This window comes from Peijinzhouia sedimentorum (genome assembly GCF_049340005.1).
Taxonomy (GTDB): domain Bacteria; phylum Bacteroidota; class Bacteroidia; order Cytophagales; family Cyclobacteriaceae; genus CAXBDP01.
Genome location: NZ_JBMPIY010000007.1, coordinates 68592 through 92779 on the forward strand (window position 1 = coordinate 68592; position 24188 = coordinate 92779).

The following is a 24188-nucleotide window of genomic DNA, read 5'->3' on the forward strand; positions in this document are numbered from 1 at the left end:
TAGCGCAGGTTAATTTGCTACTATCACTGAAAATTTCAGCCAATGAGTCCACAATTCAAAGAGCATCAAAACATAGAATGGAAAGAGTTTTGGCACAATGACCACTTTAAATGGGTTTGTGGTTTCGCCAATGCTCAGGGAGGCACTTTGTTTGTTGGTATTGATGATCAAGGCAATATCAAGCATTTAAATAATGCGAAAAAGCTTTTGGAAAATTTACCCAATCAGATAAGAGACCTGTTAGGGCTAATGGTAGATGTGAACTTGCATTCCAAAAATGGAGAAGATTTTTTGGAAATCGTTGTTGAGCCATACCCTTTCCCGATTAGCTTAAGAGGTAAATATTATTATAGGTCAGGAAGCACTTTACAGGAATTGAAAGGAGCGGCTTTAACCAAATTTTTATTGCAACGTCAAGGAAAAAAATGGGATGGAGTACCTATTCCCAATGTTACTGCTGACGATTTGAAAAATAACACTTTTGATTTTTTCAGGAAAAAAGCCACCAAGAGCAAACGGCTTGAACCCGAAGATTTGGACGGTACCAACCAAGATCTTTTAGAAAGTTTACAATTATATTTGGAAGATGAAAAAATGCTCAAACGAGCAGCTCTTTTACTTTTTCATCCAAAACCAGAAAAGTACGTTACAGGAGCTTATATCAAAATTGGCTACTTTGAAAATGAAGCTGATTTGATATTTCAAGATGAAGCTCACGGTAATTTGTTTGAGCAAATTGAGCAAACAATGGATTTGCTTTTTTCCAAATACATCAAAGCTTTGATAAGCTATGAAGGTATTTCTCGAGTCGAAACTTACGAATATCCAAGAGAAGCCATCCGAGAAGCTTTGCTCAATGCGGTTGCACACAAGGATTATTCAGGTGGTGCGCCTATTCAAATTAAGGTTTACAAAGATCGAATATTGATATGGAATGATGGTCAATTGCCTGAAAACTGGACAGTAAGTAATTTGTTAAATAAACATTCGTCAAAGCCTTATAATCCGGATATTGCTAACACCCTTTTCAGAAGTGGGTACATTGAATCTTGGGGAAGAGGTATTGAGAAAATGATGAATTATTGTCAAGAAGCAAAGATTCCAATGCCTATTTATCTTTTTGAGGCATCTGATTTCTTGGTAGAATTCAGAAAGGATATTTACAATGAAGAATATTTAAGTGGCTTGGGTTTAAATGAAAGACAGATAAAAGCGGTTTTGTACTTAAGAGAAAATAGTTTTATTACTAACTCTATTTATCAAAAAATAAATGAAACTAAACAAACCATTTCATCAGAAGAACTCCAAAAATTAGTTAGTCTGAAAATATTAAAAACAACTGGGCTTAAAGGCAGAGGGTCAAAATATACTATTTAGCTAATTGTTCATTAATTGTTCGTTTTGTTCGCCAAGGGTTCTAAAAAATAAGAAATATTAAATTGAAAAGAAAAACCTAGATTCAAGTCATAAATGAAATACTAAAAGAGGCTGTCTCAAAAGTGAGATGGCCTTTTTGTTCCAAAATTATATTTGGCTCTCCTTTTATAGTGTGCTCATATTTTAGAACCACAGAGCAAATTTTATATTTAGTAGCATTGATTTTTGAAAATTCATCTAATGGTAATGGGCAAAATAATATTTGGGTGAGAAATTAGAGGTCGCCCTTTTGAGACAGCCTCTGGAATTATTAAATTATTATTGACATGCAAAAATACAAACAACTCAGCCTATAACAGAGGTATTAAAAGTAGGCTAATACCCTTCTCTAATTTTAAGTTTCATACATAACCCCACTCCCAAAACACCATCTCCCTCCAACCCAAACCCCACAAAAAAAATAGCGACCCTTTCGGATCGCTATCTCTGTTATTTTTATTGTTGACCTACTAGGGCTCGAACCTAGACTCTTCTGAACCAAAATCAGACGTGTTGCCAGTTACACCATAGGTCAGTAAAATTCGCTTTCAGGCCTTATGCCGTTTTGCGAGTACAAAAGTAGAACATTAATTCAATTTTGAAAACAGCTTGAGGAAAAAAATGCGCTTTTGAGGATTTTTTTTCAAGCTGTTTCCAATCTACTCTTAGCTATTTTTTGCTTCTACCCATTTCCTAGCTTCTACAAATGCCAGCAACCAAGGGCTCAATTGATCTTCGTTGCGCTGAGCCGGATAGTGTGCCCACTGCCATGAGAAAATCGAGCGCTCTAAGTGTGGCATTATCGCCAAATGACGACCATCGACAGAGCAAAGCGCTGCTACATTGTAATCAGAACCATTTGGATTGCCCGGATAAGCCTGATACGCGTATTTGGCTGCAATAGCATAATCATCCTCTGCCATTGGCAATTGGAATTGTCCTTCGCCATGTGCTACCCAAATACCCAATCTACTGCCGGCTAAGGCATTTAGCATTATGGATTTGCTTTCGGTCACCTCTACTGTAAGGAAGGCGGACTCAAATTTACCACTTGCATTGTGTAGCATTTTAGGCTTTTTGCTGTGATCTGGACAAACCAAATCAAGTTCCACCATCAACTGACAGCCATTGCATACACCTAAGCTTAGGGTATCCTCACGCTTATAAAATGCATCCAAAGCAGCTTTTGCCTTTTCATTATACAGGAATGCTCCTGCCCAACCTTTGGCCGAACCAAGCACATCTGAATTACTAAAACCACCTACAAAAGCGATCATGTTTACATCGCTCAAATCTTCCCTCCCACTTATCAGGTCGGTCATGTGAACGTCTTTTACATCAAAACCTGCAAGGTGAAGCGAGTAAGCCATTTCACGATCTCCATTCACGCCTTTTTCACGAATGATTGCGGCTTTAATGCCTGATCTCTCAGCTCTACGATGAGTTAGGTTATGAGATGCTAATTTGCCTTCGAAGTCGCTTGGAAATTGGAAAGATAAGCCTTGCTTTTGGAAGTTTTCGAAACGCTGCTTAGCTAGGCTTGGCTTCGTTTGATGCTTTTCAAACAAATAGGAAGTCTTAAACCAATCCTCCCGCATTTCAGCAATGTTGAGGTGGATCGTTTTTTCATCTGTTTTGATAATCAATTCCTTACTGGAATTTGGATAACCGAGAAAATGATGTTTTACCCCAAATTGACTTAGGATTTTCGAAACTTCCTTTTCATTTCTCACCTGTACAACCACACCCGGATTTTCAGCATAAAGCAATTTGCACAAATCACTTTCTCCATGCCCTTCTAAATCTATCGCTAGACCAACCGTGTCCTGAGCAAAACACATTTCTAACAGCGTAGTGATCAGGCCTCCCGCGCTTATATCGTGCGCTGCAGTTATGTATTCATCGCGGATAAGTGCTTGCGTGGCGTGGAATGCTTTGGCAAAATATGCTGCGCTTGAAATATCAGGTGTTTGCTCACCTACTTTGCTCAAAGTCTGCGCAAATGAACTGCCACCCAAAGCCAATTCGCTATTGGAGAAATCGATCCAAATTACGGGCTCATCCATTTCGTCGCGAAGTACCGGCCCTACGGCTTTGGAAATATCCGGCACTTCGGCAATGCTCGAAATGATAACGGTGCCTGGAGATAATACTTTGCGACCATCAGGGTACTTCTGACTCATAGAAAGGGAATCTTTACCTGTAGGCACATTCAATCCCAACTGAGTGGAGAATTCACTGATTGCCTCCACAGCGGCATATAAGCGAGCATTTTCGCCAGGATTTTTTGCTGGCCACATCCAATTGGCACTAAGCGAAACTCCTTTGAGTCCATCGGCGATAGGTGCGCCTACCATATTTGTTAGCGCCTCAGCAATCGCCAATCGGCTACCTGCAGCGGGGTTGACCAAAGCCGCCACTGGCGCATGTCCAATGGAGGTAACTTCACCGACTTTGCCCTCATAGTCGAGCGCCATAATGCCATAATCGTTGAGTGGCAATTGAAGCGGCCCAACTGTTTGCTGGGCAGCCACACGACCTGTTACGCTGCGATCTACCTTATTCGTAAGCCAATCTTTACACGCAACGGCTTCTATTTGCAATACTTGCTTTATGTATTTCTCAGGCGATTTTGTATCATACTCTAGCGCTTGCTGTAGATTTGGTGCAGTGGTATCTTCCAAAATAGTAACTGGAGATGAGCCAAAGAAATGGGCTAATTCTAGATCTATAGGTGAATGTTCACCTTCAGGATCAAGCACTCTGAAATAATGATCGTCGTGGATTTCACCTACTATATAAAGTGGTGCTCTTTCTCTTTCGGCAATTTTCTCCAGCAAGTGAAGGTCTTTTTTCTTAATCACCAAGCCCATTCGCTCTTGCGATTCGTTGCCGATAATTTCTTTGGCAGAAAGCGTTGGATCACCCACTGGCAATTTACGCAGATTGATGGTTCCGCCGCTATGCTCTACTAGTTCGCTAAGGCAATTGAGATGCCCGCCAGCGCCATGATCGTGTATGGAGACAATGGGGTTTACCGGCATTTCGGCCAATGCACGAATGGCATTATACACACGCTTTTGCATTTCAGGATTGGAACGCTGAATGGCATTGAGCTCGATGGATTGGCTAAATTCGCCCGTTGCTACAGAAGAAACGGCTCCTCCGCCCATACCAATGCGATAATTATCTCCACCCATCACAATAATCAAATCGCCTTTGGATGGAACGTCCTTTAAGCTTTGATCTTTTACACCAAAACCTAAACCTCCCGCCAGCATAATCACTTTATCAAAACCTTCGATAATGTTATCATGCTCATTTTCAAAAGTTAATACACTTCCGCAAATAAGCGGTTGGCCAAATTTATTTCCGAAATCACTTGCTCCATTGGAGGCTTTAATTAAAATATCTAATGGAGTTTGATATAACCAATCTCTTTCTGGAACGGCATCTTCATGGCTACGGCCCTTTTCTAATCGAGGATAAGAAGTCATGTAAACAGCAGTTCCTGCTAAAGGTAAACTACCTCTGCCACCTGCCATTCTATCACGAATCTCGCCGCCACTACCTGTTGCGGCGCCATTAAATGGCTCCACAGTGGTTGGAAAATTATGCGTTTCAGCTTTGAGAGAAAGCACCGTTTGGATGGGGCGGGAGGAAAAGAAATCGGCCTTATCCTGCTTATCTGGGGCAAACTGCATGGCTTGTGGGCCATCAACAAAAGCCACATTATCTTTATAAGCAGATACGATACGGTTAGGGTTTTCCTTCGAAGTCTTTTTGATCAGTTGGAAAAGTGTGCTTGGTTTTTCCTCGCCATCGATAATAAAAGTGCCATTGAATATTTTGTGACGACAATGCTCCGAGTTGACTTGTGAAAAGCCAAACACTTCGCTGTCCGTCAATTTGCGATCTAATTGCTTGCTTACATCGTTCAGGTAATCGATTTCCTCAGGATTGAGCGCAAGTCCTTCTTGCTCATTATATGCGGCAATATCATCGATAAATAAAACTGACTCAGGTTGTTTATCAATGGTAAAAATAGTCTGATCGAGACCTGCATATTTATGTTGCAACATTGGATCAAATGCACTGCCTTCCTCCGCTTTTGAAAATTCCTCCATTCGAATGATGCCTTGTAATCCCATATTTTGGGTGATTTCTACAGCATTGGTACTCCAGGGCGTCACCATTTCTCTGCGTGGGCCAATGAAAGTACCCGCTAGTTTTTGGTCATTTAGCGGCTTGGCATTTCCTAGCAGCCAGCTGAGTTTTTCAATATCGTTCGACTCAAATGCTTGCTTACTTGAGATGGCAAATATTCGATTATTGGAGGCTTCAAAAAAGAGGATCATCAGGCAGGATTTTGTTTTGTTTGCTTAGGCAAAATTAGGAAAAAGGACGGGTTTGTTAGCGAAAAATTTGCTTAACCGATGGAAAATCAATTTCACGCATCAAGGTATAATGCCCCGTCGGGAAAATTAGCATTTGTTTGTTCTCCACCCGCTTCCACAGTGGACGCATTGTTTTGGTCGTCATCAATGGGTCATTCTGACCCAAAACCATCATAAGCTCTATATTATGATCATTCATCAGCTTAGCCAAATGAGGAATATCAGGCTTGATTTCACGGAAAACCATCCATGAATAGAAAAGTCTTCTTCGCCGTTTTCGATGCTCCATTTGCAATCTAGCGAAGTTTGTTACTTGCTTATCGATAATCCCAGTTCGCTCTACCCATTTGATGGCTTTGTAGAAGAAGCTTGCATTTACTACAAGGCCTTTCAGTTGATCGCGGATAAATCTGTATCGAGCAAGCTTAAACCAAATAGTGGTTTTCACTCCGTCTGCAGCAATCAAACTTATTTTGTTTACTCTATCGCGAAATGCACCCATAGTTAAGAGTGCGAATTTGCCACCCAAACTAAAGGCAGCAATATTGAAATTTTGAATATTCTCTTTTACTAGAAATTTTTCCATGAATATTTTCCAGCGGGAGGGTGTCAATACTATGTCTCCGTCGAGCCATAGACTATCGCCATGAAAGAACAAGTCGAAACAATAGATGCTATGGCTATCAGCTAATCCTCCCGCTAGTTTTGCGAACTCCAACTTAGTCTGAGCAAAGCCATGAAAGGTGAGCCAAATATTGGGCCCATCACCAATTTGAATGTAGGAAAGCATGGATTTACCATCTCTGACAAACTTTTTTTCAAAAATTTTCATCCAAATATTATTTGGCTAATGAATTTTTCGCATTCATATATTAACTAATTTTTACGATACTCAGCTTGCTAAAAACACTCGTTTTCATCCAGCAAAATTATCCTTTTATGCTGATGCCTCACCGTTCTACATTATTTAAAACCTTTATTTTTTTTTCTCAGTTTAGGCTGTAAACTTTGTATCCGAAAAAAGTTTCCACGGTTTAATTTGTGAAGATTGGAAGTTAAGGAAAAAATAATAGAAGCTGCGAGTACTCTCTTTATGTCCTATGGAGTGAAAAGTGTGACCATGGATGATATCGCCAAAAATTTAGCGGTATCTAAAAAGACGATTTATCAAGAATTTGCTGACAAAAATGAGCTGGTTTTACTTTTTGCAGAGCGGCATTTACTTCGCTATGAATCTGAATTTCAAGAAATTGGTTCAAATGCCAGCAACGCTATAGAAGAGTTGTATTTAACCTCTCTTTGTTTGCGCAAAATAGTCGAGGAAACTTCGCCTAATGTGATGTATGATTTGAAGAAATATCACACAAAGGCTTGGAATCACTATTTAGGCTATAAAGAAAGTCTATTTAAAGACAATGTAAAAAAAGTAATTGAGAGAGGAATGAAGGAAGGCTTATTCAGAGACAATATCGATTCTGAAGTTCTTTCCACCGTCCGCATTGAAGAAGTGCAGCTCTGTTTCAACTTGGATTTATTTCCAAAAGAGAAATTCAGCATGGCACAAGTACAAATTCAAGTATTTCAAAACTTTGTATTAGGCCTTTTGACTGATAAAGGCAGAGAGCTTTGGAACTCTTATCAAAATGAAATCAAACCATGAAAATTATATTAAGTAATATGCGAGTACATGTATTGAGTGCATTATTAGTACTGATATCATTCGCAGGTTTTGGGCAAAGTGCATCATTCAGCTTGCAACAAAGTTTGGATTATGCTTTGGTAAATAACCAAAACCTCCTGAATGCGAAGATTGAGAGAGATATATCGGAAACGGTGGTAAAAGAAACGCTAAGTCGTGGTCTACCACAAATCACAGCAAATGGCGGTGTTTCTAAAAACTTAATTATTCCGCAAGTCCCATTTACCAACCCAATTACCAATGAGGAAACGACCATTGCCTTCCAACGAAAGTACAATGGGAATGCATTGGTTAATTTGGAGCAAATGATCTTTGATGGGTCATTTTTTGTGGGTTTGGAAGCGGCTAGGACGTACCGCCAATTGGCAGAGAAAGATCAAATAAAGACGGAGATTGATATAATAGAAGCTGTAACCAAAGCTTATTACGGAGTGCTGATTGCGCAGGAGCGATTGGAGTTGGTAGATAAAAATTTCAATCGCTTGGATTCTCTGCTTAGGGAAACTGAAGTCCTTTATAACAATGGATTTGCAGAGCAAATAGACATAAGTCGTGTGAAGGTTCAGTACAACAACATAAGAACTCAGCGCACCAATTTGCTCCAATTCGAAGAAATGAGCAGGTATTTATTGCAGTTTCAAATGGGAATGCCTGTGGGCACTCCTATGGAATTAACTGATAATCTGGAAAATTTAGAGACAGATTTGAGGACTACTCCAACGGCAGGATTCAATTATGCTGATAGGATTGAGTACTCACAACTGCAAACCAATGAAGCATTGGCTAAACTTGACCTCAAAAACAATAAGGTGAAATACATTCCAACTGTAAATGCATTTATCAATTATGGTGGAAATATGTTTGCTGATAATACCAGTGATTTGTTCAGACTTGGCACAAGCTGGATTCCAAATTCCGCTTATGGTGTGAATATTAGCATTCCCATTTTCGATGGTTTTTATAAGAGTTCGCTAATACAGCGCAACAGATTGGAGATAAAGCAAATAGAGAATCAGTTTGCCTTACTCGAAAATAATATCGAATTGGAGCTAAGAGAAAAAAGATCTCAACTCAACAATAGCTTAGAAAGACTCAAGACCGAAAAAGAAAATATGGAATTGGGTATGGAGGTATTTCGAGTTACCAGAGTGAAATACCAAGAAGGTGTTGGCAGCAACCTCGAAGTAGTAGAAGCGGAAACTTCTTACAAAGAGGCAGAAACCAATTACTATGTGGCATTGTATGATGCCCTAATTGCAAAAGTAGAGCTTGAAAAAGCAATGGGAGTTCTAAAAAAGTAAATCATGAAAAAACGAATACATACATCATTCCTATCTATGAAAAATATATTGGCAGCAGGAATACTACTTGTGGCAATGCAAGCTTGCAATAGCACGGACGATTCGCTAGAAGGTAAAATGACCAAACTGGAAGAGTTGAAAACGGAAGCTCAAATGCTTTCAGCTGAAATCAAGACCTTGGAAAGTGAGATTTTAGCAATGGATCCTTCAGCTTTGGAGTCGACGGTAAGTTCGACTATCATCACAACCTTACCCGTGCAGAAGGAGAGTTTCACACACAAAATCGAAGTGCGTGGTAATGTTAACTCTAGAACCAATGCAATGATAAGCGCTGAAATGATGGGTCGAGTAGTTCGAGCTAGAGTACAAGAGGGAGACCAAGTAACAGCTGGACAGGTGATTGTAGAATTGGACAAAAGTGTGATGAGCAACAATGTAGAGGAATTGAAAACCTCTACTGAGTTGGCCAGAACGGTATTTGAGCGCCAAAAAAGACTATGGGATCAGAATATTGGCACTGAAATTCAATACTTGCAAGCAAAGAATAACTTGGAAGGGCTTGAGCGTAGAATGCAAACGCTGGAATCGGAAATGACGAAATTGACTGTAAGAGCACCATTTGCCGGCACCATAGATAAACTCAATGTGCGGGTGGGTGAAATGCTAAGTCCGGGCAGTCCAATTGCATTGCTTACAAGCATGCGCGACATGTATGTGAGTGGAGAAGTTTCTGAAAGATATGTTGGACGTTTTTCGCCTGGCGATTCGGTGGATGTTTCATTTCCTTCGGTGAACACAACTTTGAAAGCGACAATCTCTTCTGTAGGTACAGTTATCAATCCGAATAATAGAACCTTCGCTGTAGAAATCAATCTCAAGGATGTTCCGAATAATGTGAAGCCCAACATGATTGCTTCATTATTATTAACTGATTACCAGAATGATGACTCAATGGTAATTCCAACATACCTAATATTACAGGATCGTATAGGAAACTTTGTTTGGGTGAAAAAACAAGTTGACGGAGTAGATGTAGCCCAGAAAGCCTACATAGAAACGGGTAATTCCTTTATGGAAAAAACTGAAGTAAATAGCGGTCTTGCAATAGGCGATGTGCTTATAGACAAGGGCTTTAGAGAAATGAATGAAGGCATGTTAGTTCGATTAGCCTCTAATTAAATTATTGTATGGATTTGAATAAGAAAAAGGTAATAAAAGACTTTGGTCTCACAACCTTGGCCATTGACAATAGGATCACCGTATTCGTTTTGACGATTCTTATTGTGATAGTTGGGTTAACGGCCTATATGAACTTACCCAAGGAGAACTTCCCAGAGGTAAGTCAGCCGACAGTATATATAGGTACAAGCTATCCTGGCAACTCACCTGCCGATATGGAAAACTTGGTGACGCGCCCAATTGAAAAAGAAATCAATAGCATAACGGGTGTCGATGTGATTCGCTCTACATCCGTTCAGGATTTCTCATCTATTGTGGTCGAGTTTGTGACCGACACCGATGTAACTGATGCCTTGCAAAAAGTGAAGGATGCAGTGGACAAAGCCAAATCAGAACTGCCTACTGATTTGCCGGCTGATCCTAATGTGTTCGAGTTAGATTTCTCAGAGTTTCCAATTCTCAACATCAACCTTTCAGGTGGTGATTATAGTTTGGAGCAATTGAATGAGTATGCAGAAGACCTTGAAGAAGAGATCGAAAAATTACAAGAAATCTCTAAAGTTGAAATTCGTGGTGTAGATGAGAAAGAGGTAAAAATTCATGCAGATCCTTTTAAAATGGATGCAAGAATGGTGTCTTTTTCTGACATTGAAACAGCTATTGGAAATGAAAACGTAACCATTAGTGGTGGTAATATTTTAGCTGGCAATATTCGTCGCAGCATCAGGGTTGTAGGTGAATTTACAGATCCGAAGCAAATGGAGGAGATTGTAGTGAAGCGGGAGGAAGGAGACGTTGTATATCTCAAGGATGTAGCTACCGTAGAATTTGACTACAAGGAAAAGCAAAACTATGCTCGACTTGCCTCTCAGCCAGTAGTGATGCTCGATGTAGTAAAAAGAAGTGGTGAAAACCTGATTGAAGCAACTGAGAAAATATTTAATATTATTGAAGTTGCTAAAGAAAATGTCCTTCCAGCCGATCTTGATATTACCATTACCAACGATCAGTCCGAACAAACTAGGATGATGGTAAGTAGCTTGGAAAACAACATTATATCTGGGATCATCCTCGTTACGCTAGTTCTATTGCTTTTCTTAGGAACTCGTAATGCCCTATTCGTAGGTGTGGCCATTCCACTTTCTATGTTTACTACATTCTTGATCTTAGGAGCATTGGGCATTACGATCAATATGATGGTGCTATTTGCCCTAATTATGGCGCTGGGTATGTTGGTAGATAATGGTATTGTGGTAGTGGAAAACGTCTATCGACTGATGGAAGAACAGGGGTTATCTGCTTATCAAGCTACCAAACAAGGCGTGGGAGAGGTGGCATTGCCAATTATTTCATCTACAGCTACTACTCTAGCAGCATTCCTCCCGCTGGCCATGTGGCCGGGTATTATTGGTGAATTCATGAAATATTTACCAATTACCCTAATTATCGCATTGGGTTCATCTCTTTTCGTAGCCTTGGTCATCAATCCAGTATTGATTGCCACATTTATGAAAGTAGATAAGCAGGGCAATACCCATCATAGGAAAATGTGGATTCGTGTAATCATTACTGCTATAGTTGGCGCAGTATTCATTTTCTTAAAAATTTACTGGGTAGGTAATCTGCTAATATTAGTCGCTGTACTTTTCCCTCTTAATGTGTATATATTAATGCCATTGATGAATGTATTCAACGATCGATTAATCCCGAGTATCGAACGCATTTATTTGAGAACATTAGAGTATGCTTTGAAAGGAATCAAACCTTACTTATTCTTTTTTGGTACAGTGGTAATGCTCATATTCTCTATAGGCTTAATGGCAGTATTTACTCCTAATGTGCTTTTCTTCCCTGAGAATGAGCCTGCTTACGTCAATGTATTTATAGAGTACCCTGTAGGAACAGACATAGAAACGACAAATGCACTTGCTCTTGAGATGGAGGAAAAGGTTGTCGAAGTGATTGAACCTTACAGAGCAATTGTAAAATCAGTAGTCTCCAATGTTGGGCAGGGAACTTCCGATCCAGCCGATATGAGTTCGGTCGGCCAAGGTGAAACTCCACATAAGGCTAGAATTACTGTCAACTTTGTGGAATTCAAGGATAGACTCGATTTGAGTACTTCGGCTATTATGTCAGAGATCCGTGAGAGCTTGGATAATTACCCTGGCGTGACGGTAACTGTTGATAAAAATTCTGATGGCCCACCAACGGGTAAGCCTATTAACATTGAGATTTCCGGCGAAGAATTTGAAACTATCGTGGCTTTGACCGACAGATTAAGAAACACGATTAACAGCTCTGGTATTTCAGGTATTGAACGTCTTCGCTCCGATTTGGAAACGGGTAAGCCTGAATTGCTATTGAATATTGATAGAGAAAGTGCAAGGAGATTTGGTTTGTCATCAGCAATGGTGGCCAATGAAATAAGGACAGCACTTTTTGGTAAGGAAATAAGCAAATACAAGCAAGGTGAAGATGAGTACGAAGTATATCTGCGACTGCAAGATGAATACAGATATGATCCGGATGTATTGTTGAATAAGAACATCACCTATCGTGACAATAATGGAACGATGGTGCAAGTGCCTATTTCTTCGGTGGCAACTGCCGAGTTGAGTTCATCATTAGGTTCTATTCGCCGTATTGATTTGAAGCGTGTGGTTACTTTGAGTTCAAATGTTCTAGACGGCTACAATGCAACAGTGATCAATGATCAGATTAAAGATTTGTTGATTGACTTCCCAATTCCTGCTGGTTATACAATTAGCTTTACAGGTGAACAAGAAAAGCAAGCCGAAGAAATGGCCTTCCTTTCTAACGCCCTAATGATTGCAGTATTCTTGATTTTTATGATCATCGTATCGCAGTTTAATAAGATCACCGCTCCGTTTATTATCATGACTTCAGTGCTATTCAGTACCATTGGTGTATTCATAGGTTTGGTGGTTTTCCAAATGGACTTTATAGTAATCATGACGATGATTGGTATCATTTCCCTTGCAGGTATTGTGGTAAATAATGCGATTGTCTTAATTGACTTTATTGAGCTCTCACGCAAGAGAAGAAGAAATGAATTAGGAATAAAGAATGGCGTACTTCCTTATGATGAAATACTTAGTTCAATTATTCTTGCTGGTAAAACTCGTCTGAGACCTGTGTTGCTTACGGCAATTACCACCATTTTAGGGTTGATTCCTTTGGCTATTGGCTTAAATATAGATTTCATCAAGTTTTTCACTGAATACGATGCAGACTTCTATATGGGTGGAGATAATGTCTTATTCTGGGGACCAATGTCTTGGACGATAGTGTTTGGTTTATCTTTCGCAACATTCCTTACATTGGTAATTGTACCCGTGATGTACCTAATTACAGATAAGATTAACTATAAATTGGCCGCTAGAAAAAGTAGCAGACAAGCAAAAGCGGGAGGTTGATACTAATAATGTCAATTTCTGACTTACGATAGAAATATTAAGACATAATGCAACTTTTTATAGTTGAATGTCAGTTTAATATATGCATGGTGGATATAGCGAGATATTGATCATGTGATGGTTGGTTGGTTGATAATTAGGTTCAAGTTCAGGTGATTTTTCCCGAGACTTGAACCTAATTTCTTTTCAACCCAATTTGTCGGAAATTACTTTTCCCAGATATTATTTTCCCTATCTATATCTGCCAATCTTTCAGTAGGATCAATTTCAATTTTAGCAATTTGATCCATCCCTTTCGATAACTTCAAAGAGTACGTTGGATGCGTCCAAGACCAGCTTTCTGCAGTTATCCAGGTTACACCATCAGCATCTTGAGGTTTTGCACCACGCATTATTTGCAATGGAATATTATAAACTTCAGTAGTTCCATCCGCATAAGTCACGTACAAATCAATTGGCATTGGGAATAAACCGATTCGCTCAAGCTCTACACTTGCTATATCTCCCGCTTCTGTCACCTCAGCTATTCCATAATCGATAGTATTCGTCGTGTAAAGCATATATTCCTTGTACCAATCTAGTTCCAAACCAGACACTTTTTCCATTACTCTGGTCACATCATTCGGATTCGGATGACGGAATTTCCATTCGTTGAAATATCTTAATAGTCCTTTTGACAATGCATCCTCACCGATAACATAGCCCATTTGAGCCATGAATACTGCTCCTTTAGAATATGCCGCTGCACCATAAGCAAAATTGGTATTGAAATGATCGGCATGAGTACTCATTGGCTCTTCTAATCCACTTTTAGCCAAATTAATGTATCCGCCATAACTTCCTCTATTTGGAAACTGATTATCAGGATTGTAAAGGTGCGCCATTGTGCGACCACTGGCATAGCTGGTGAAACCTTCATCCATCCAGGCGTAAAGGCTCTCATTACTACCCAGCACTCCTTGATACCAGCTATGAAGTGCTTCGTGAACTGTAACACCAATCAAACTCCTTAAGCCTCTGTTACCAGTCACTAAAGTAGACATTGGATATTCCATTCCACCATCGCCTCCCATTACGACAGAAAACTGCTCGTATGGATACTGACCAAAATTGGCATTGATATAATTAAAAGCTTTTTCAGTAAGCTCTGGCAATTCTGCCCAAGCTTCTTCATTCTGGCTATTTTTCACATAGAAGAAATGTAGCGTCGTTTTGCCATCCGCCATTTTGCGCTTAGTATGTGTATAATCCGGATCAGCCCCCCACATAAAATCATGCACATTTGGCGCTTTAAAATGCCACGTTAGTTTTTCTGAATCAGGTCTAGCCACTTCCATTCCCTCATCTTCGTATCCATGACCAATTTCTTGAGGATTCTGCAAATAGCCTGTTCCACCAATCACATAGCTGCTATCAATAGTTATTTTCACATCAAATTCGCCCCATACACCGTGAAACTCACGTCCGATATATGGATTTGCATGCCAACCTTGGTAATCATACTCACTCAATTTAGGATACCACTGCGACATAGAATAATCGATGCCTTCAGCACTATTGCGACCTGACCTTCTGATCTGCACCGGCACTTGGCCTTCGAAATCTAAGTCAAAAGTCACGCTTGAATTTGGCATAATAGGATCCGTCAGACTTACTTCTAAGATGGTTCCTACCTCCTTATTTGGCTGATCTTTTCCATTCATTTTGAGGTTGGAAACTCTTAAGTAACCAATTTCATCATCCGCTAATTTAGAGATTCTATCACCTACCCTTCTGTCAGGGTCTTGGATAGTTCTTGATCGCATATCCATTGCACTATTTGGCTGGAAAGCGTTGAAATACAAATGGTAAAATACTTTATGCAAAGTATCTGGAGAGTTATTGTAATATTTAAGACTTTGGCTGCCCGTGTAGCGATGGTTTTCGGTATTCATATCTACTTCCATTGCATATTCAGCACGCTGTTGCCATCTTTTGTCGTCTTGTTCTTCGACTTTAGCCTCGCCGGCTTGCTGACAAGAAACCATGGTCATAACTGCCATAGCGCAAGCCAGAAAAAGGGTTTTCATTGGGAATTTTTTTAGATTCATATTGTTGATTTTAGGTTGATAGGATAATAATATTGAATAGTATCAACTAAGGCAAAGTTTATTCTTTTAGCGGAAATAAAAAAGGCTCCAAATTGGAGCCTTACGTATTCAAGTCTAATCTATTCTTATTCAACTTTTTCTACATTGGTAGCTACATCATAGCCACGTTCATTTTTCTCGATATCAAATTCCACCACATCGCCTTCTTGCAATTCATTGAAATCTACATTTACGATATCTGAATAATGGAAGAATAGATTGTTTGGCGGAAATTGGATAAATCCATAGCCATTTTTGAGACTTAATATCGCTCCTTGCTTGCGTTCTCCATCCGTTGGTTGGGTAACTTCTTCATGCTTAATAGTGGTTTCCGGTACAAATAAGTTGTTGACCAATGCCTCATTTTTACGCATTCTATTCTCGATAATTTCATGCATAGAAATAGGATAGCTCACCTCTTCTAATAAATCCTGCGAAGTGCGAGTAACTACCTTATTTCCTTGATCATTGGTATATTCAAAGTCCCAGCTTAGGATCATCACTTTCGTGCCAAGAGTGTTGAGTTTTCTTACCAAAGGAGCATAATCACCATCTGATCCAATCAATACTAAAACGGAGAATTTCTTATATAAAGAAAGCTCGTAAGCTTCTAATGCCAGCCATACATCTATACCCTTTTCCTCTTTCCTTCCCATATTATATTTGAGCGGGAGGTAATGAGTCACCACTCCTTCTGACATCAATATATCGTCGAATACACGCTCATAATATAGTTGATTGCCTCTTTGACTGGCTTCTTGGGCATTTAATCTTCCTCTGAAATAATGGGCATCTACTATTTGTGAATGGCGTGGATCAATACCTTCTTCAGTGGCTACTTGATGCCGAATGAACTGATGCAAACCTGATATGCTTAATCTTCTTTTCCTAGGATGTACGTAGTTGTAATAATTGCTTACGTGTAAAAAATAATTACCATCATAAAAAACTCCTATCCTTGTGAGGCCAGGGTTATTAATTGTATTAGACATAAGTTTTTAATTTATAATTGGGGTTTATTTGATTCTAGTAACTAAGATTATATTCAATAAAGTACTAATTAAGGTATTTTTAAAAACGGAGCGTTAGTCCTTTTGTTTAAATTCTGATTTTAATTAAATATCTACTCTAGATTGCAATTATAAGGCTTATTACCAGTAAATAAAAAAACGGTAAACCCTCAACGGCCAAATTATCATAATTGACCTGTATTTCAAGACTTACCGAATTTCTTAGATTCAAATGATCTCTATTCAAATGAGTTTATCCTGAGAAGGCATTATCAAGCTACTTTCCATGACTCTGAATTATCTCTATCTATCATTATCTGTTGCTGTTAATTCCACAAGTAATTCCTGCATTTGAGCCAGAGCTTTATTGTAAAAGCGTAGTACCCAATACGCAAAGCCAAGGAAAAATACCACTCCAATCGGGAAAATTATTGTCCAAAAATTTGCAATATCATTAAGCGCTTTTCCTTGAATAGAAGCAAGAACTGGGATGATAATGATCATCAAAAACAGCGCAAGCGACACATTAAGCTTTTGTAGTTTTCGGAAACGTAGTTTTTTGCTTGCGAAGCGTTTCAACAAGTCCAAATGGCTAATAGTCATATCCATATTAGCTGATAATCCTCTTACCGATTTCAATGAAATGATGGGCAAAGCAAATAAAAGAAGGATGCTAATAAGTGCGAAAACCTGCATTATTGGATCGGACATTTTTGGCAAGTTCACACTCAAATATGCGGCTGCCACATAACAAACCAATGTGCCCACATATTCTGAATAGCCAATTTTGTTTAGTTTGGATTTATACTGGTGCTTCGTCATCCTTTCTATCAATTGTATATTTTCACTCTTTTGTTTGGCCAATTTCCGGTTCATTTGCTCCCAAGATGTTTTCATTTCTTCTAATTCCATGCTTACTGATTTTTGGTGATTTGTGATTTTAATTTCTAATTCGCGAAAGGCGTGTTCCTACATTGGTAATAGATAAGCCCATCACGTCTGCAATCTCCTCATGGCTTTTGCTTTCTAGATAAAGCAGAATAATACCTCTCTCGAGCAAACTGAGCATTTGAATGTGTTGATAAAGCAGTTGAATTTTTTCTTCCTCCCGCTTATCCAGTTCCTCAGCAAATTGAAGAAAACTGCCTTCAAGGGGCGTAGTTCTGATTTCTTTCTTCTCCTTTTTCAAAAAGTAGATGGCCGTATTCATCGCCACTCTATACATCCATGTGCTCAATTTTGCTTTCGCCTTATAGGATCCAAATGATTTCCAAAGCTGATATAATTTCCTGATACAGATCGTCGGCACAATCGTCTGCATTGAAAGTATAAAGGCTGCAAACCTTTATGATAATGCCTTCATTCTCTTTGATTACTTGTGTAAACTGCTTGGCAATTTCCATTTAGTATCAATCCTCAAGTAATTAGTATCTAAAAGGAGAGAAAAATCACAGTTACCTAAAAAAATATTATAAAAACCTCACAGTCAGAGGGTAATTTATCTGAGCCACCAAGCCCAAAGTATCAATAGTGGATGGATAACCACCAAACGAACCCAACCAACAATTGGGTCGAAGCAAAAATCATCGGTGATGCAGCTGTCAAGCTGAATCATATAAACGTGTGATGGAATGAAAGCTATAAGCATTGCAATAATTCCATAAGCTGAAATCCGTCTGGTCGCAGGAGTAATCATTCCGATGGCAAGTATGATCTCAGCAATACCTGCCAACCAGTTGATAATTTCATGATTAGGCAAGTAAGGTGGAATAAGCGGGAGGTAAAAATCAGGGTTTATAAAATGATTGATCCCGGCAAATAGATAGAAACCAATAAGGGTAATCAAGCCTAGATACTTTACTTTCGCTTTCATATTGTTTGTATTAGTTGGAATTTCTAAGTGATTTGAGTCACCAATTATACAAATTATAAGCAGGAATTTTGTCGATTCATTTTTTTCAACCGTCAACTGTCATCCCTTTTTTCTCCATCAACGTTTATTATTTTCCGTTAGTTAAAAATATACACCCAAAAATCACCAAAATCGCCACCCAAAATAGTCCTGAATTTCCTTCAATTCCCAAAGCCTAATCAGCTCATTATCCATGTACATTTTGCCCAGTTTCAGCCCAAATTATGACCAAATTAACCCACCTCTTTGCAGAAAGTCACTTTTTCAGAAATATTCAAATACTATTATTTTAAATACATAAATTTAAAATATGAATTTTTTTCCACTCGATTTTAGCCCATTTTAGTGGGTGTTTACCTTAGGGTTTCCTTGTGCTTTCCTTGTCTTCCCATTGTGCTTTAATTGTACGGAACCTCGCAGAAAACGCATAAAGCGAATAAAACGCAAAAAGTAACATAAAACGAAGAAAACGAATATCACGAAAAATGTGCAATAAACGCATATTGCGAATAAAACGCACATTCATTTTTTTATCCCTAAAGGATTCACCAAATTAGTTCAAAGCCGAAGCAAACCACCCAAAATGGAGGGTGCTGCCAGGCCAAAAAAATACGATGATCATTAAGCGAAAAACGACTCAAAATCGCAAAATTTCGCCCAAAGATCAATGCCCAAAATGTGTCCAATTTTTTAAAAAGACCCGCAAGGTTTCGAAAACCTTGCGGGTCTCCCACCCCAACTGTTCGACATTTGAAATGTCGTACTCCTGATAAAAAGGATTTGCAATCCGACTTTCGATAACGAGCGAAAATACTGCAAGCAGGGATTAATCAATTTCACGGATTTTTTTCAAGCCTGAGATGTCCCCTTTGTTTTTACAACTCTTATGTGCAGCATTTGACCCTATTAGTGCGGTCAAACTAACTAAAAAATGAGATGTCTTGCTGTAAATCAATCCCTATTTTTTTGAAAGACTCAGAAGTGGACAAGTCAGGAAACAATACACATCCCAAACAAAGAGCCGAGAGTGTGGGTATTTTTAGACTTTGGCGGGATTTAGGTTATGCTATTGGTGCAATTCTCACAGGAATAGTCGCTGATTGGTTGGGCTTAAGCACAGCTATAATTTTGGTCGCAATGCTCACGATCACTTCGGCAATGGTCATTAAATTTCGGATGACTCGGCAGTAATTGGCTTAGACTCTACTGGCACCAAACAAGCGGCAACCAAAGACCAAATTGGGCCAAACAAAACCCCTACAAAGGGAATTAAAATCACTAGCTGAAATACAAAGCCATTGGCCATTAAAAAACCAGAGCGCTTAAGCAGCATGCTGTTACTATCGGCCACTGTAAATCCTAGGTATTCTAATCGATAATCTACCATAGAATAGCCAAAAAAGAAGGACGCCAATAGCATAAGGAAAATAGGCACTAAAGGCAAAATAGGAGGAAAAAGCAAAGCAAGCAGCAAAACAATTCCAGTTGCTAACAACTCCAAAAAGAGGTTTCTAAGAGCAATCCACCCACCTCTAATGACTTGCTTTATGATGCTTCCGCCTTTGGATGGAACGCCCAAAACTTGCTTGAGTATCTTATCAGAAAGAAAGGCTAAAATTGGTGCAAAAAGAATAAGGATGATGTATCTGTAGAATTTTAGATACAGCCCTAAAACCAGTAATCTAATTACAAAGCTAAGCGTAAATTGAAGAAATGTACCCCATCCTCCCGCTTCATAGGCAGGGAAAAATGACATAAAATAGTCCACTAATTCGCCGGCAAACTGCCATGCTGCAATTGCCACAAATATGAACAGTATCAAATTGGCTAAAACCGGCAAAAACAGCCAATGCCATTTTCTTTCCTTCTGAAAAAAAGAAATAGCTCGCCAGTAAGCATTTACAGCGAGCCATATATCTTTTAAAATCTGCAAGGGTATTTATTCAGTTTCGCCTTCCCAGTCAAGCATTCCTCCCGCAATATTGATCACGTCTTTGAAACCTATGCTTTCCATATAACCACAAGCTGAGCCACTTCTATTGCCACTGCGACATACTACATGATAGGTCTTTTCTCTTGGCAGTTTTGCAATTTCCTCTGCAAATGCCTGATCCATAATATCAATATTTACAGCATTTGGAATATGCCCTGAAGCAAATTCTTGAGGCGTACGGACATCAATTAGGTTCAATTTGCCCTTTTCCTTTTCGTATATTTCTTGAAACTCCGAAGCGTGTATAGCATCCATATTTTTAGATTTTTATAATATTAAACGAATTAAGCGGTATGCTCATCCACTCTTTACGAATTAAGCGGTATGCTCATCCACTCTTTTGAAATATTCCTTACTGGCTTTCCAAATTCGTGGAGCTAGCAAAATGCCCGAAACCATCGTAGGAATAGCCATCATAGCGAAACTACCATCGATCAAACCTACCATGGACGACAAGGAAGCCACTGCACCTAAAACGATCGTGCCAACATATACATAATTGTACAAATGGCCATTTTTAGCACCAAACATAAAGGATGTGCACTTGGTGCCATAGTATGAATAGGTAAACATGGTGGTAAGCGAAAAAGTAGTTGCCGAAAGCAACAAAATATATTTACCATAAACAGGAATTGCCTGATCGAATGCCGACATGGTAAGGGTAACTCCATCCAATTCGGAACCCTGCCAATTACCCGCCATTAGGATTGCCAATGCTGTAAGAGTACAAACAATCAAGGTATCAATTGCTGGGCTGAGCATGGCAATTAGACCATCTTCAATCGGTTCGGTAGATTTCACTGCGCCCATTGCCATTGGCGAAGTACCAATGCCGGCTTCATTACTAAAAGAAGCCCTGCGTGCTCCTGCTAATATAATGGCACCGACGCTTCCGCCAAGTACCGCTTCACCTGTGAACGCATCTTCTATAATCATCCAAAGTGCATCCGGCACTTGGGTATAATTGGTCAGAATTATCCACATTACTGACACAAAATAGATTACTACCATCAAAGGCACCAATTTCGCTGCTACGGCTCCGATGCGCTTTACGCCACCAAAAATCACTAAAGACACGACCACCGTAAGTGCTAAGCCTATTCCTAGATTGGTGTTGAAATTATTTTCAAAACCTAGCTCAGGCACTACATACGCATCGCGAATAAGCTGTGTAAACTGATTGGCTTGAAATACAGGTAATGTCCCGAAAAGGCCTGCAATACAGAAAAAAGTGGCTAAAGGCTTCCATTTTTTGCCTAAGCCTTCTACAATAACATACATTGGCCCACCTTGCAATTTACCATCGGTATCTTTGCCACGAAACATTACTGCAGCAGCACAGGTAAAAAAGTTGGTTGCCATCCCTACAAATGCACTCATCCACATCCAAAATATAGCTCCCGGACCGCCCATAGTTATGGCGACGGCTACACCGGAAATGTTGCCCATACCTACTGTAGATGCTACAGCTGTAGATAAGGCTTGGAATGGACTTAAATCTCCCGGCGCATCGGTTTCTTTCTTCTTGCGGGTAAGTATCCGAATGGCTTGGTGAAAATAGCGGAATGGTAAGAATCGAGAATAGACTAAAAAGAAAAGTCCGCCGCCCATGAGCAATACCAAAAGTGGTGTGCCCCAAGCAGCATTTCCAAAATCTACAAACAACTGCTCAACTTTCGATAAATAGCTTTCTATATTCATTTTGTCGATTGGTAAATCTTAAAGTTGGGATTAAAACTTAAATACACCAAATTGGCAGGTCAATTTTAAAAATTAAAATGAGAATAGGGCTAATATCTGATACACATTCCTATATAGATGAAAAAACTTTGGGATATCTGCAAGAGGTGGATGAAATATGGCATGCAGGAGATATCGGAAATCAAGAAGTAATAGATGCCTTGGAAAAAGTAGCGCCTGTAAAAGCTGTATATGGCAATATCGATGGCGGAAAATTACGCTACTTTCCAGAAGTACTCACTTTTGAAGCGGGAGGAATGAAGGTGATGATGATCCATATTGCAGGTTCAATAGGTAAATACAATCCAAAATTGCGCGCGCTACTTAAAAGCGAAAAACCTCAACTACTCGTTTGCGGCCACAGCCACATTCTCAAGGTGCAGAAAGATCCAGTCTTTGAAAATTTATTGTATATCAATCCAGGTGCAGCGGGTATTCACGGATTCCACAAAATGCGCACGATTATCCGCATGGAAATATTAGCAGGAAAAATCACCAAAATGGAAGTGGTGGAGCTTGGGAAAAGAGGGGTGATTTGATGCTGGTCTTCAATTAAAGAAATAGGGAAATGGATAAATCCATTAAAAATATAATTGTACTACAAAACCCACGGTTGAAACCGTGGGCTATGTACGTGATTTATAATCAGAATCATCTGTTTCAATAGTTAGCAAATCATCTTAAATCAAAGCCAATGGTTTCACCCTTGAAAATTAGAAATAAATAAGAAGGAGCCGTTTCAAAGATTGAAAAAATGTATTCAACCATGGAACCATGAAAATGATTATAAACGAACCGTTTTAACGGTTTAAAAATGTATTAAACCATAGCCAATGGTTTCAACCTAGGGATCATGAAAATAATCAGAAACAAACCATTTTTACGGTTTAAAAATGCATTAAACCATAGGTTTCAACCATGGTATTATAAATACAATCATGAACAAACCGTTTTAACGGTTTAAAAATGCATTAAACCATAGCCCATGGTTTCAACAATGGGATTAGAAAAATAATTGTGAAAGAACCGTTTCAACGGTTTAAAAATAATGTTAAATTAAGGCAATGGTCTTAATCTTGGAACCAAATAGAGTGAAATTTTAAGACGAACCGTTTCGACAGTTTGAAAAATCGCCTTAAACCATTACCCATGGGTTCATCCATGAAACCATCAAATGATTATAAACGAACCGTTTTAACTGTTTAAAAATGTACTAAACCATAGCCCATGGTTTAAACCATGGGATCAGAAAAATAACCATGAACGAACCGTTTTAACGGTTTAAAAAACCTACCATTATGCCAAATTCATTCAATAAATTATGGATACACGCAATATGGGCAACAAGAGATCGATTGCCTCTAATTTCTACTCAGGCAGAGAAAAAGGTGCATGAATATATTTCTTCACAATTACGTGAGCAGGGTTGTCCCGTGAGAATTATCAACGGAATGCCAGATCATATCCATTGTTTGTTTTTATTGAATCCTCAAAAATCCATTGCAGAGATTATCAAACAAATCAAAGGAAGTAGCTCACATTTTATCAATCAAAATAATCTAATTGAAGACAAATTTTATTGGCAAACCGGGTATGCTGCGTATTCTGTTTCCGAGTCCGTAGTTGAGAGGTTATTTCGTTACATCAAAAACCAAAAGCAACATCACAAAAAAAAGTCTTTTCAAGAAGAGTATAATGAATTTTTAAAATTGTATGGACTTGATGATAAGTAATACCCAATAATGATTAAAAGTGCATAGCCAATGGTTTCAATCATGTGGCCATAAAAATATTCAGGGACAATCCGATTCAATGGGATAAAAAATCAAATGGATAAATCCATTAAAAATGAAACTGTACTATACCCACGGTTGAAACCGTGGGCTATGGAAATATTTAAGAAACAACTGCTTCAACAGTTTGAAAATTGTCTTAATTCATAGCCCAAGGTTTCAACAATGGGATCATGAAA

At 39.0% G+C, this 24188-nt stretch carries 17 protein-coding genes, 1 tRNA gene and 1 pseudogene; 8 read left to right on the forward strand and 11 right to left on the reverse strand.

The window, feature by feature from the left end; all coding sequences use genetic code 11:
* Positions 1–42 precede the first annotated feature (42 nt).
* The gene (locus tag ACOXY8_RS11005) at positions 43–1377 is read left to right on the forward strand and encodes an ATP-binding protein (RefSeq protein WP_458331644.1); all 1335 of its coding nucleotides are present in this window, start codon (positions 43–45) and stop codon (positions 1375–1377) included.
* Between the two features lie 501 nt (positions 1378–1878).
* On the opposite strand, the gene ACOXY8_RS11010 is transcribed toward ACOXY8_RS11005, so the two are convergent.
* The 3 genes from ACOXY8_RS11010 to ACOXY8_RS11020 form a co-directional block, all read right to left on the reverse strand.
* Positions 1879–1951: transfer RNA gene (locus ACOXY8_RS11010), tRNA-Gln, on the reverse strand.
* A gap of 130 nt (positions 1952–2081) precedes the next feature.
* A complete protein-coding gene (purL, locus tag ACOXY8_RS11015) occupies positions 2082–5774 on the reverse strand; it encodes a phosphoribosylformylglycinamidine synthase (protein ID WP_458331645.1) in 3693 nt (1230 codons plus the stop codon).
* A 55-nt stretch (positions 5775–5829) separates the two neighbouring features.
* Positions 5830–6645: an alpha/beta fold hydrolase gene (locus ACOXY8_RS11020; protein ID WP_458331646.1), complete on the reverse strand. Its 816-nt coding sequence runs from the start codon at positions 6643–6645 to the stop codon at positions 5830–5832.
* Positions 6646–6861: 216 nt separating this feature from the next.
* Between ACOXY8_RS11020 and ACOXY8_RS11025 the strand changes: the two genes are divergently transcribed.
* Genes ACOXY8_RS11025 through ACOXY8_RS11040 form a run of 4 tightly spaced genes read left to right on the forward strand, consistent with a single transcriptional unit; the run spans position 6862 to position 13432 of the window.
* Positions 6862–7473: a TetR/AcrR family transcriptional regulator gene (locus ACOXY8_RS11025; protein ID WP_458331647.1), complete on the forward strand. Its 612-nt coding sequence runs from the start codon at positions 6862–6864 to the stop codon at positions 7471–7473.
* Positions 7470–8813 (forward strand): TolC family protein, encoded by a 1344-nt coding sequence (locus ACOXY8_RS11030; RefSeq protein ID WP_458331648.1) that lies wholly within the window; start codon positions 7470–7472, stop codon positions 8811–8813. Before ACOXY8_RS11025 ends, ACOXY8_RS11030 begins: the two co-directional genes overlap by 4 nt.
* 3 nt (positions 8814–8816) lie before the next feature.
* A complete protein-coding gene (locus tag ACOXY8_RS11035) occupies positions 8817–9992 on the forward strand; it encodes an efflux RND transporter periplasmic adaptor subunit (protein ID WP_458331649.1) in 1176 nt (391 codons plus the stop codon).
* 8 nt (positions 9993–10000) lie between these two features.
* Positions 10001–13432, forward strand: coding sequence for an efflux RND transporter permease subunit (locus ACOXY8_RS11040; protein WP_458331650.1), 3432 nt, complete (start codon positions 10001–10003; stop codon positions 13430–13432).
* A gap of 206 nt (positions 13433–13638) precedes the next feature.
* Here ACOXY8_RS11040 and ACOXY8_RS11045 read toward each other — a convergent pair whose 3' ends face one another.
* The 5 genes from ACOXY8_RS11045 to ACOXY8_RS11065 form a co-directional block, all read right to left on the reverse strand.
* Positions 13639–15501: a M1 family metallopeptidase gene (locus ACOXY8_RS11045; protein ID WP_458331651.1), complete on the reverse strand. Its 1863-nt coding sequence runs from the start codon at positions 15499–15501 to the stop codon at positions 13639–13641.
* 146 nt (positions 15502–15647) lie between these two features.
* Complete coding sequence (locus tag ACOXY8_RS11050) at positions 15648–16553, reverse strand: NYN domain-containing protein (RefSeq protein WP_458331652.1); 906 nt, start codon at positions 16551–16553, stop codon at positions 15648–15650.
* Positions 16554–16874: 321 nt separating this feature from the next.
* Entirely contained in the window at positions 16875–17483 is a 609-nt protein-coding gene (locus ACOXY8_RS11055; protein ID WP_458331653.1) for a hypothetical protein, read from the reverse strand.
* 28 nt (positions 17484–17511) lie between these two features.
* Positions 17512–17880, reverse strand: coding sequence for an RNA polymerase sigma factor (locus ACOXY8_RS11060; protein WP_458331654.1), 369 nt, complete (start codon positions 17878–17880; stop codon positions 17512–17514).
* A 189-nt stretch (positions 17881–18069) separates the two neighbouring features.
* The gene (locus ACOXY8_RS11065; RefSeq protein WP_458331655.1) at positions 18070–18444 is read right to left on the reverse strand and encodes a DoxX family protein; all 375 of its coding nucleotides are present in this window, start codon (positions 18442–18444) and stop codon (positions 18070–18072) included.
* Positions 18445–19482: 1038 nt separating this feature from the next.
* Between ACOXY8_RS11065 and ACOXY8_RS11070 the strand changes: the two are divergent.
* Positions 19483–19674, forward strand: a pseudogene (locus ACOXY8_RS11070) (MFS transporter); the annotation flags it as partial.
* Here ACOXY8_RS11070 and ACOXY8_RS11075 read toward each other — a convergent pair.
* From ACOXY8_RS11075 to ACOXY8_RS11085, 3 genes are read right to left on the reverse strand one after another with little or no spacing between them, the layout of a single operon-like run.
* On the reverse strand, positions 19649–20416 hold the full coding sequence (locus ACOXY8_RS11075) for an EI24 domain-containing protein (protein ID WP_458331656.1): 768 nt from the start codon (positions 20414–20416) through the stop codon (positions 19649–19651). The pseudogene ACOXY8_RS11070 and the gene ACOXY8_RS11075 sit on opposite strands and share 26 nt — an antisense overlap.
* Positions 20417–20422: 6 nt before the next feature.
* Entirely contained in the window at positions 20423–20731 is a 309-nt protein-coding gene (locus ACOXY8_RS11080; protein WP_458331657.1) for a rhodanese-like domain-containing protein, read from the reverse strand.
* 60 nt (positions 20732–20791) lie between these two features.
* Complete coding sequence (locus ACOXY8_RS11085; RefSeq protein ID WP_458331658.1) at positions 20792–22177, reverse strand: alanine/glycine:cation symporter family protein; 1386 nt, start codon at positions 22175–22177, stop codon at positions 20792–20794.
* Positions 22178–22254: 77 nt separating this feature from the next.
* Here ACOXY8_RS11085 and ACOXY8_RS11090 point away from each other — a divergent pair, with 77 nt between their 5' ends.
* On the forward strand, positions 22255–22755 hold the full coding sequence (locus ACOXY8_RS11090) for a metallophosphoesterase family protein (RefSeq protein ID WP_458331659.1): 501 nt from the start codon (positions 22255–22257) through the stop codon (positions 22753–22755).
* A 759-nt stretch (positions 22756–23514) separates the two neighbouring features.
* Positions 23515–23949: an IS200/IS605 family transposase gene (gene tnpA / locus ACOXY8_RS11095; RefSeq protein WP_458331660.1), complete on the forward strand. Its 435-nt coding sequence runs from the start codon at positions 23515–23517 to the stop codon at positions 23947–23949.
* Positions 23950–24188 lie beyond the last annotated feature (239 nt).

Coding starts and splice junctions, on each gene's coding strand:
- ACOXY8_RS11080 (WP_458331657.1), bottom strand. CDS start 20,731: ATGGATGCTATACACGCTTCGGAGTTTCAAGAAATATACGAAAAGGAA.
- ACOXY8_RS11065 (WP_458331655.1), bottom strand. CDS start 18,444: ATGAAAGCGAAAGTAAAGTATCTAGGCTTGATTACCCTTATTGGTTTC.
- tnpA (WP_458331660.1), top strand. CDS start 23,515: ATGCCAAATTCATTCAATAAATTATGGATACACGCAATATGGGCAACA.
- ACOXY8_RS11050 (WP_458331652.1), bottom strand. CDS start 16,553: ATGTCTAATACAATTAATAACCCTGGCCTCACAAGGATAGGAGTTTTT.
- purL (WP_458331645.1), bottom strand. CDS start 5,774: ATGATCCTCTTTTTTGAAGCCTCCAATAATCGAATATTTGCCATCTCA.
- ACOXY8_RS11035 (WP_458331649.1), top strand. CDS start 8,817: ATGAAAAAACGAATACATACATCATTCCTATCTATGAAAAATATATTG.
- ACOXY8_RS11045 (WP_458331651.1), bottom strand. CDS start 15,501: ATGAAAACCCTTTTTCTGGCTTGCGCTATGGCAGTTATGACCATGGTT.
- ACOXY8_RS11005 (WP_458331644.1), top strand. CDS start 43: ATGAGTCCACAATTCAAAGAGCATCAAAACATAGAATGGAAAGAGTTT.
- ACOXY8_RS11040 (WP_458331650.1), top strand. CDS start 10,001: ATGGATTTGAATAAGAAAAAGGTAATAAAAGACTTTGGTCTCACAACC.
- ACOXY8_RS11020 (WP_458331646.1), bottom strand. CDS start 6,645: ATGAAAATTTTTGAAAAAAAGTTTGTCAGAGATGGTAAATCCATGCTT.
- ACOXY8_RS11030 (WP_458331648.1), top strand. CDS start 7,470: ATGAAAATTATATTAAGTAATATGCGAGTACATGTATTGAGTGCATTA.
- ACOXY8_RS11055 (WP_458331653.1), bottom strand. CDS start 17,483: ATGGAATTAGAAGAAATGAAAACATCTTGGGAGCAAATGAACCGGAAA.
- ACOXY8_RS11085 (WP_458331658.1), bottom strand. CDS start 22,177: ATGAATATAGAAAGCTATTTATCGAAAGTTGAGCAGTTGTTTGTAGAT.
- ACOXY8_RS11090 (WP_458331659.1), top strand. CDS start 22,255: ATGAGAATAGGGCTAATATCTGATACACATTCCTATATAGATGAAAAA.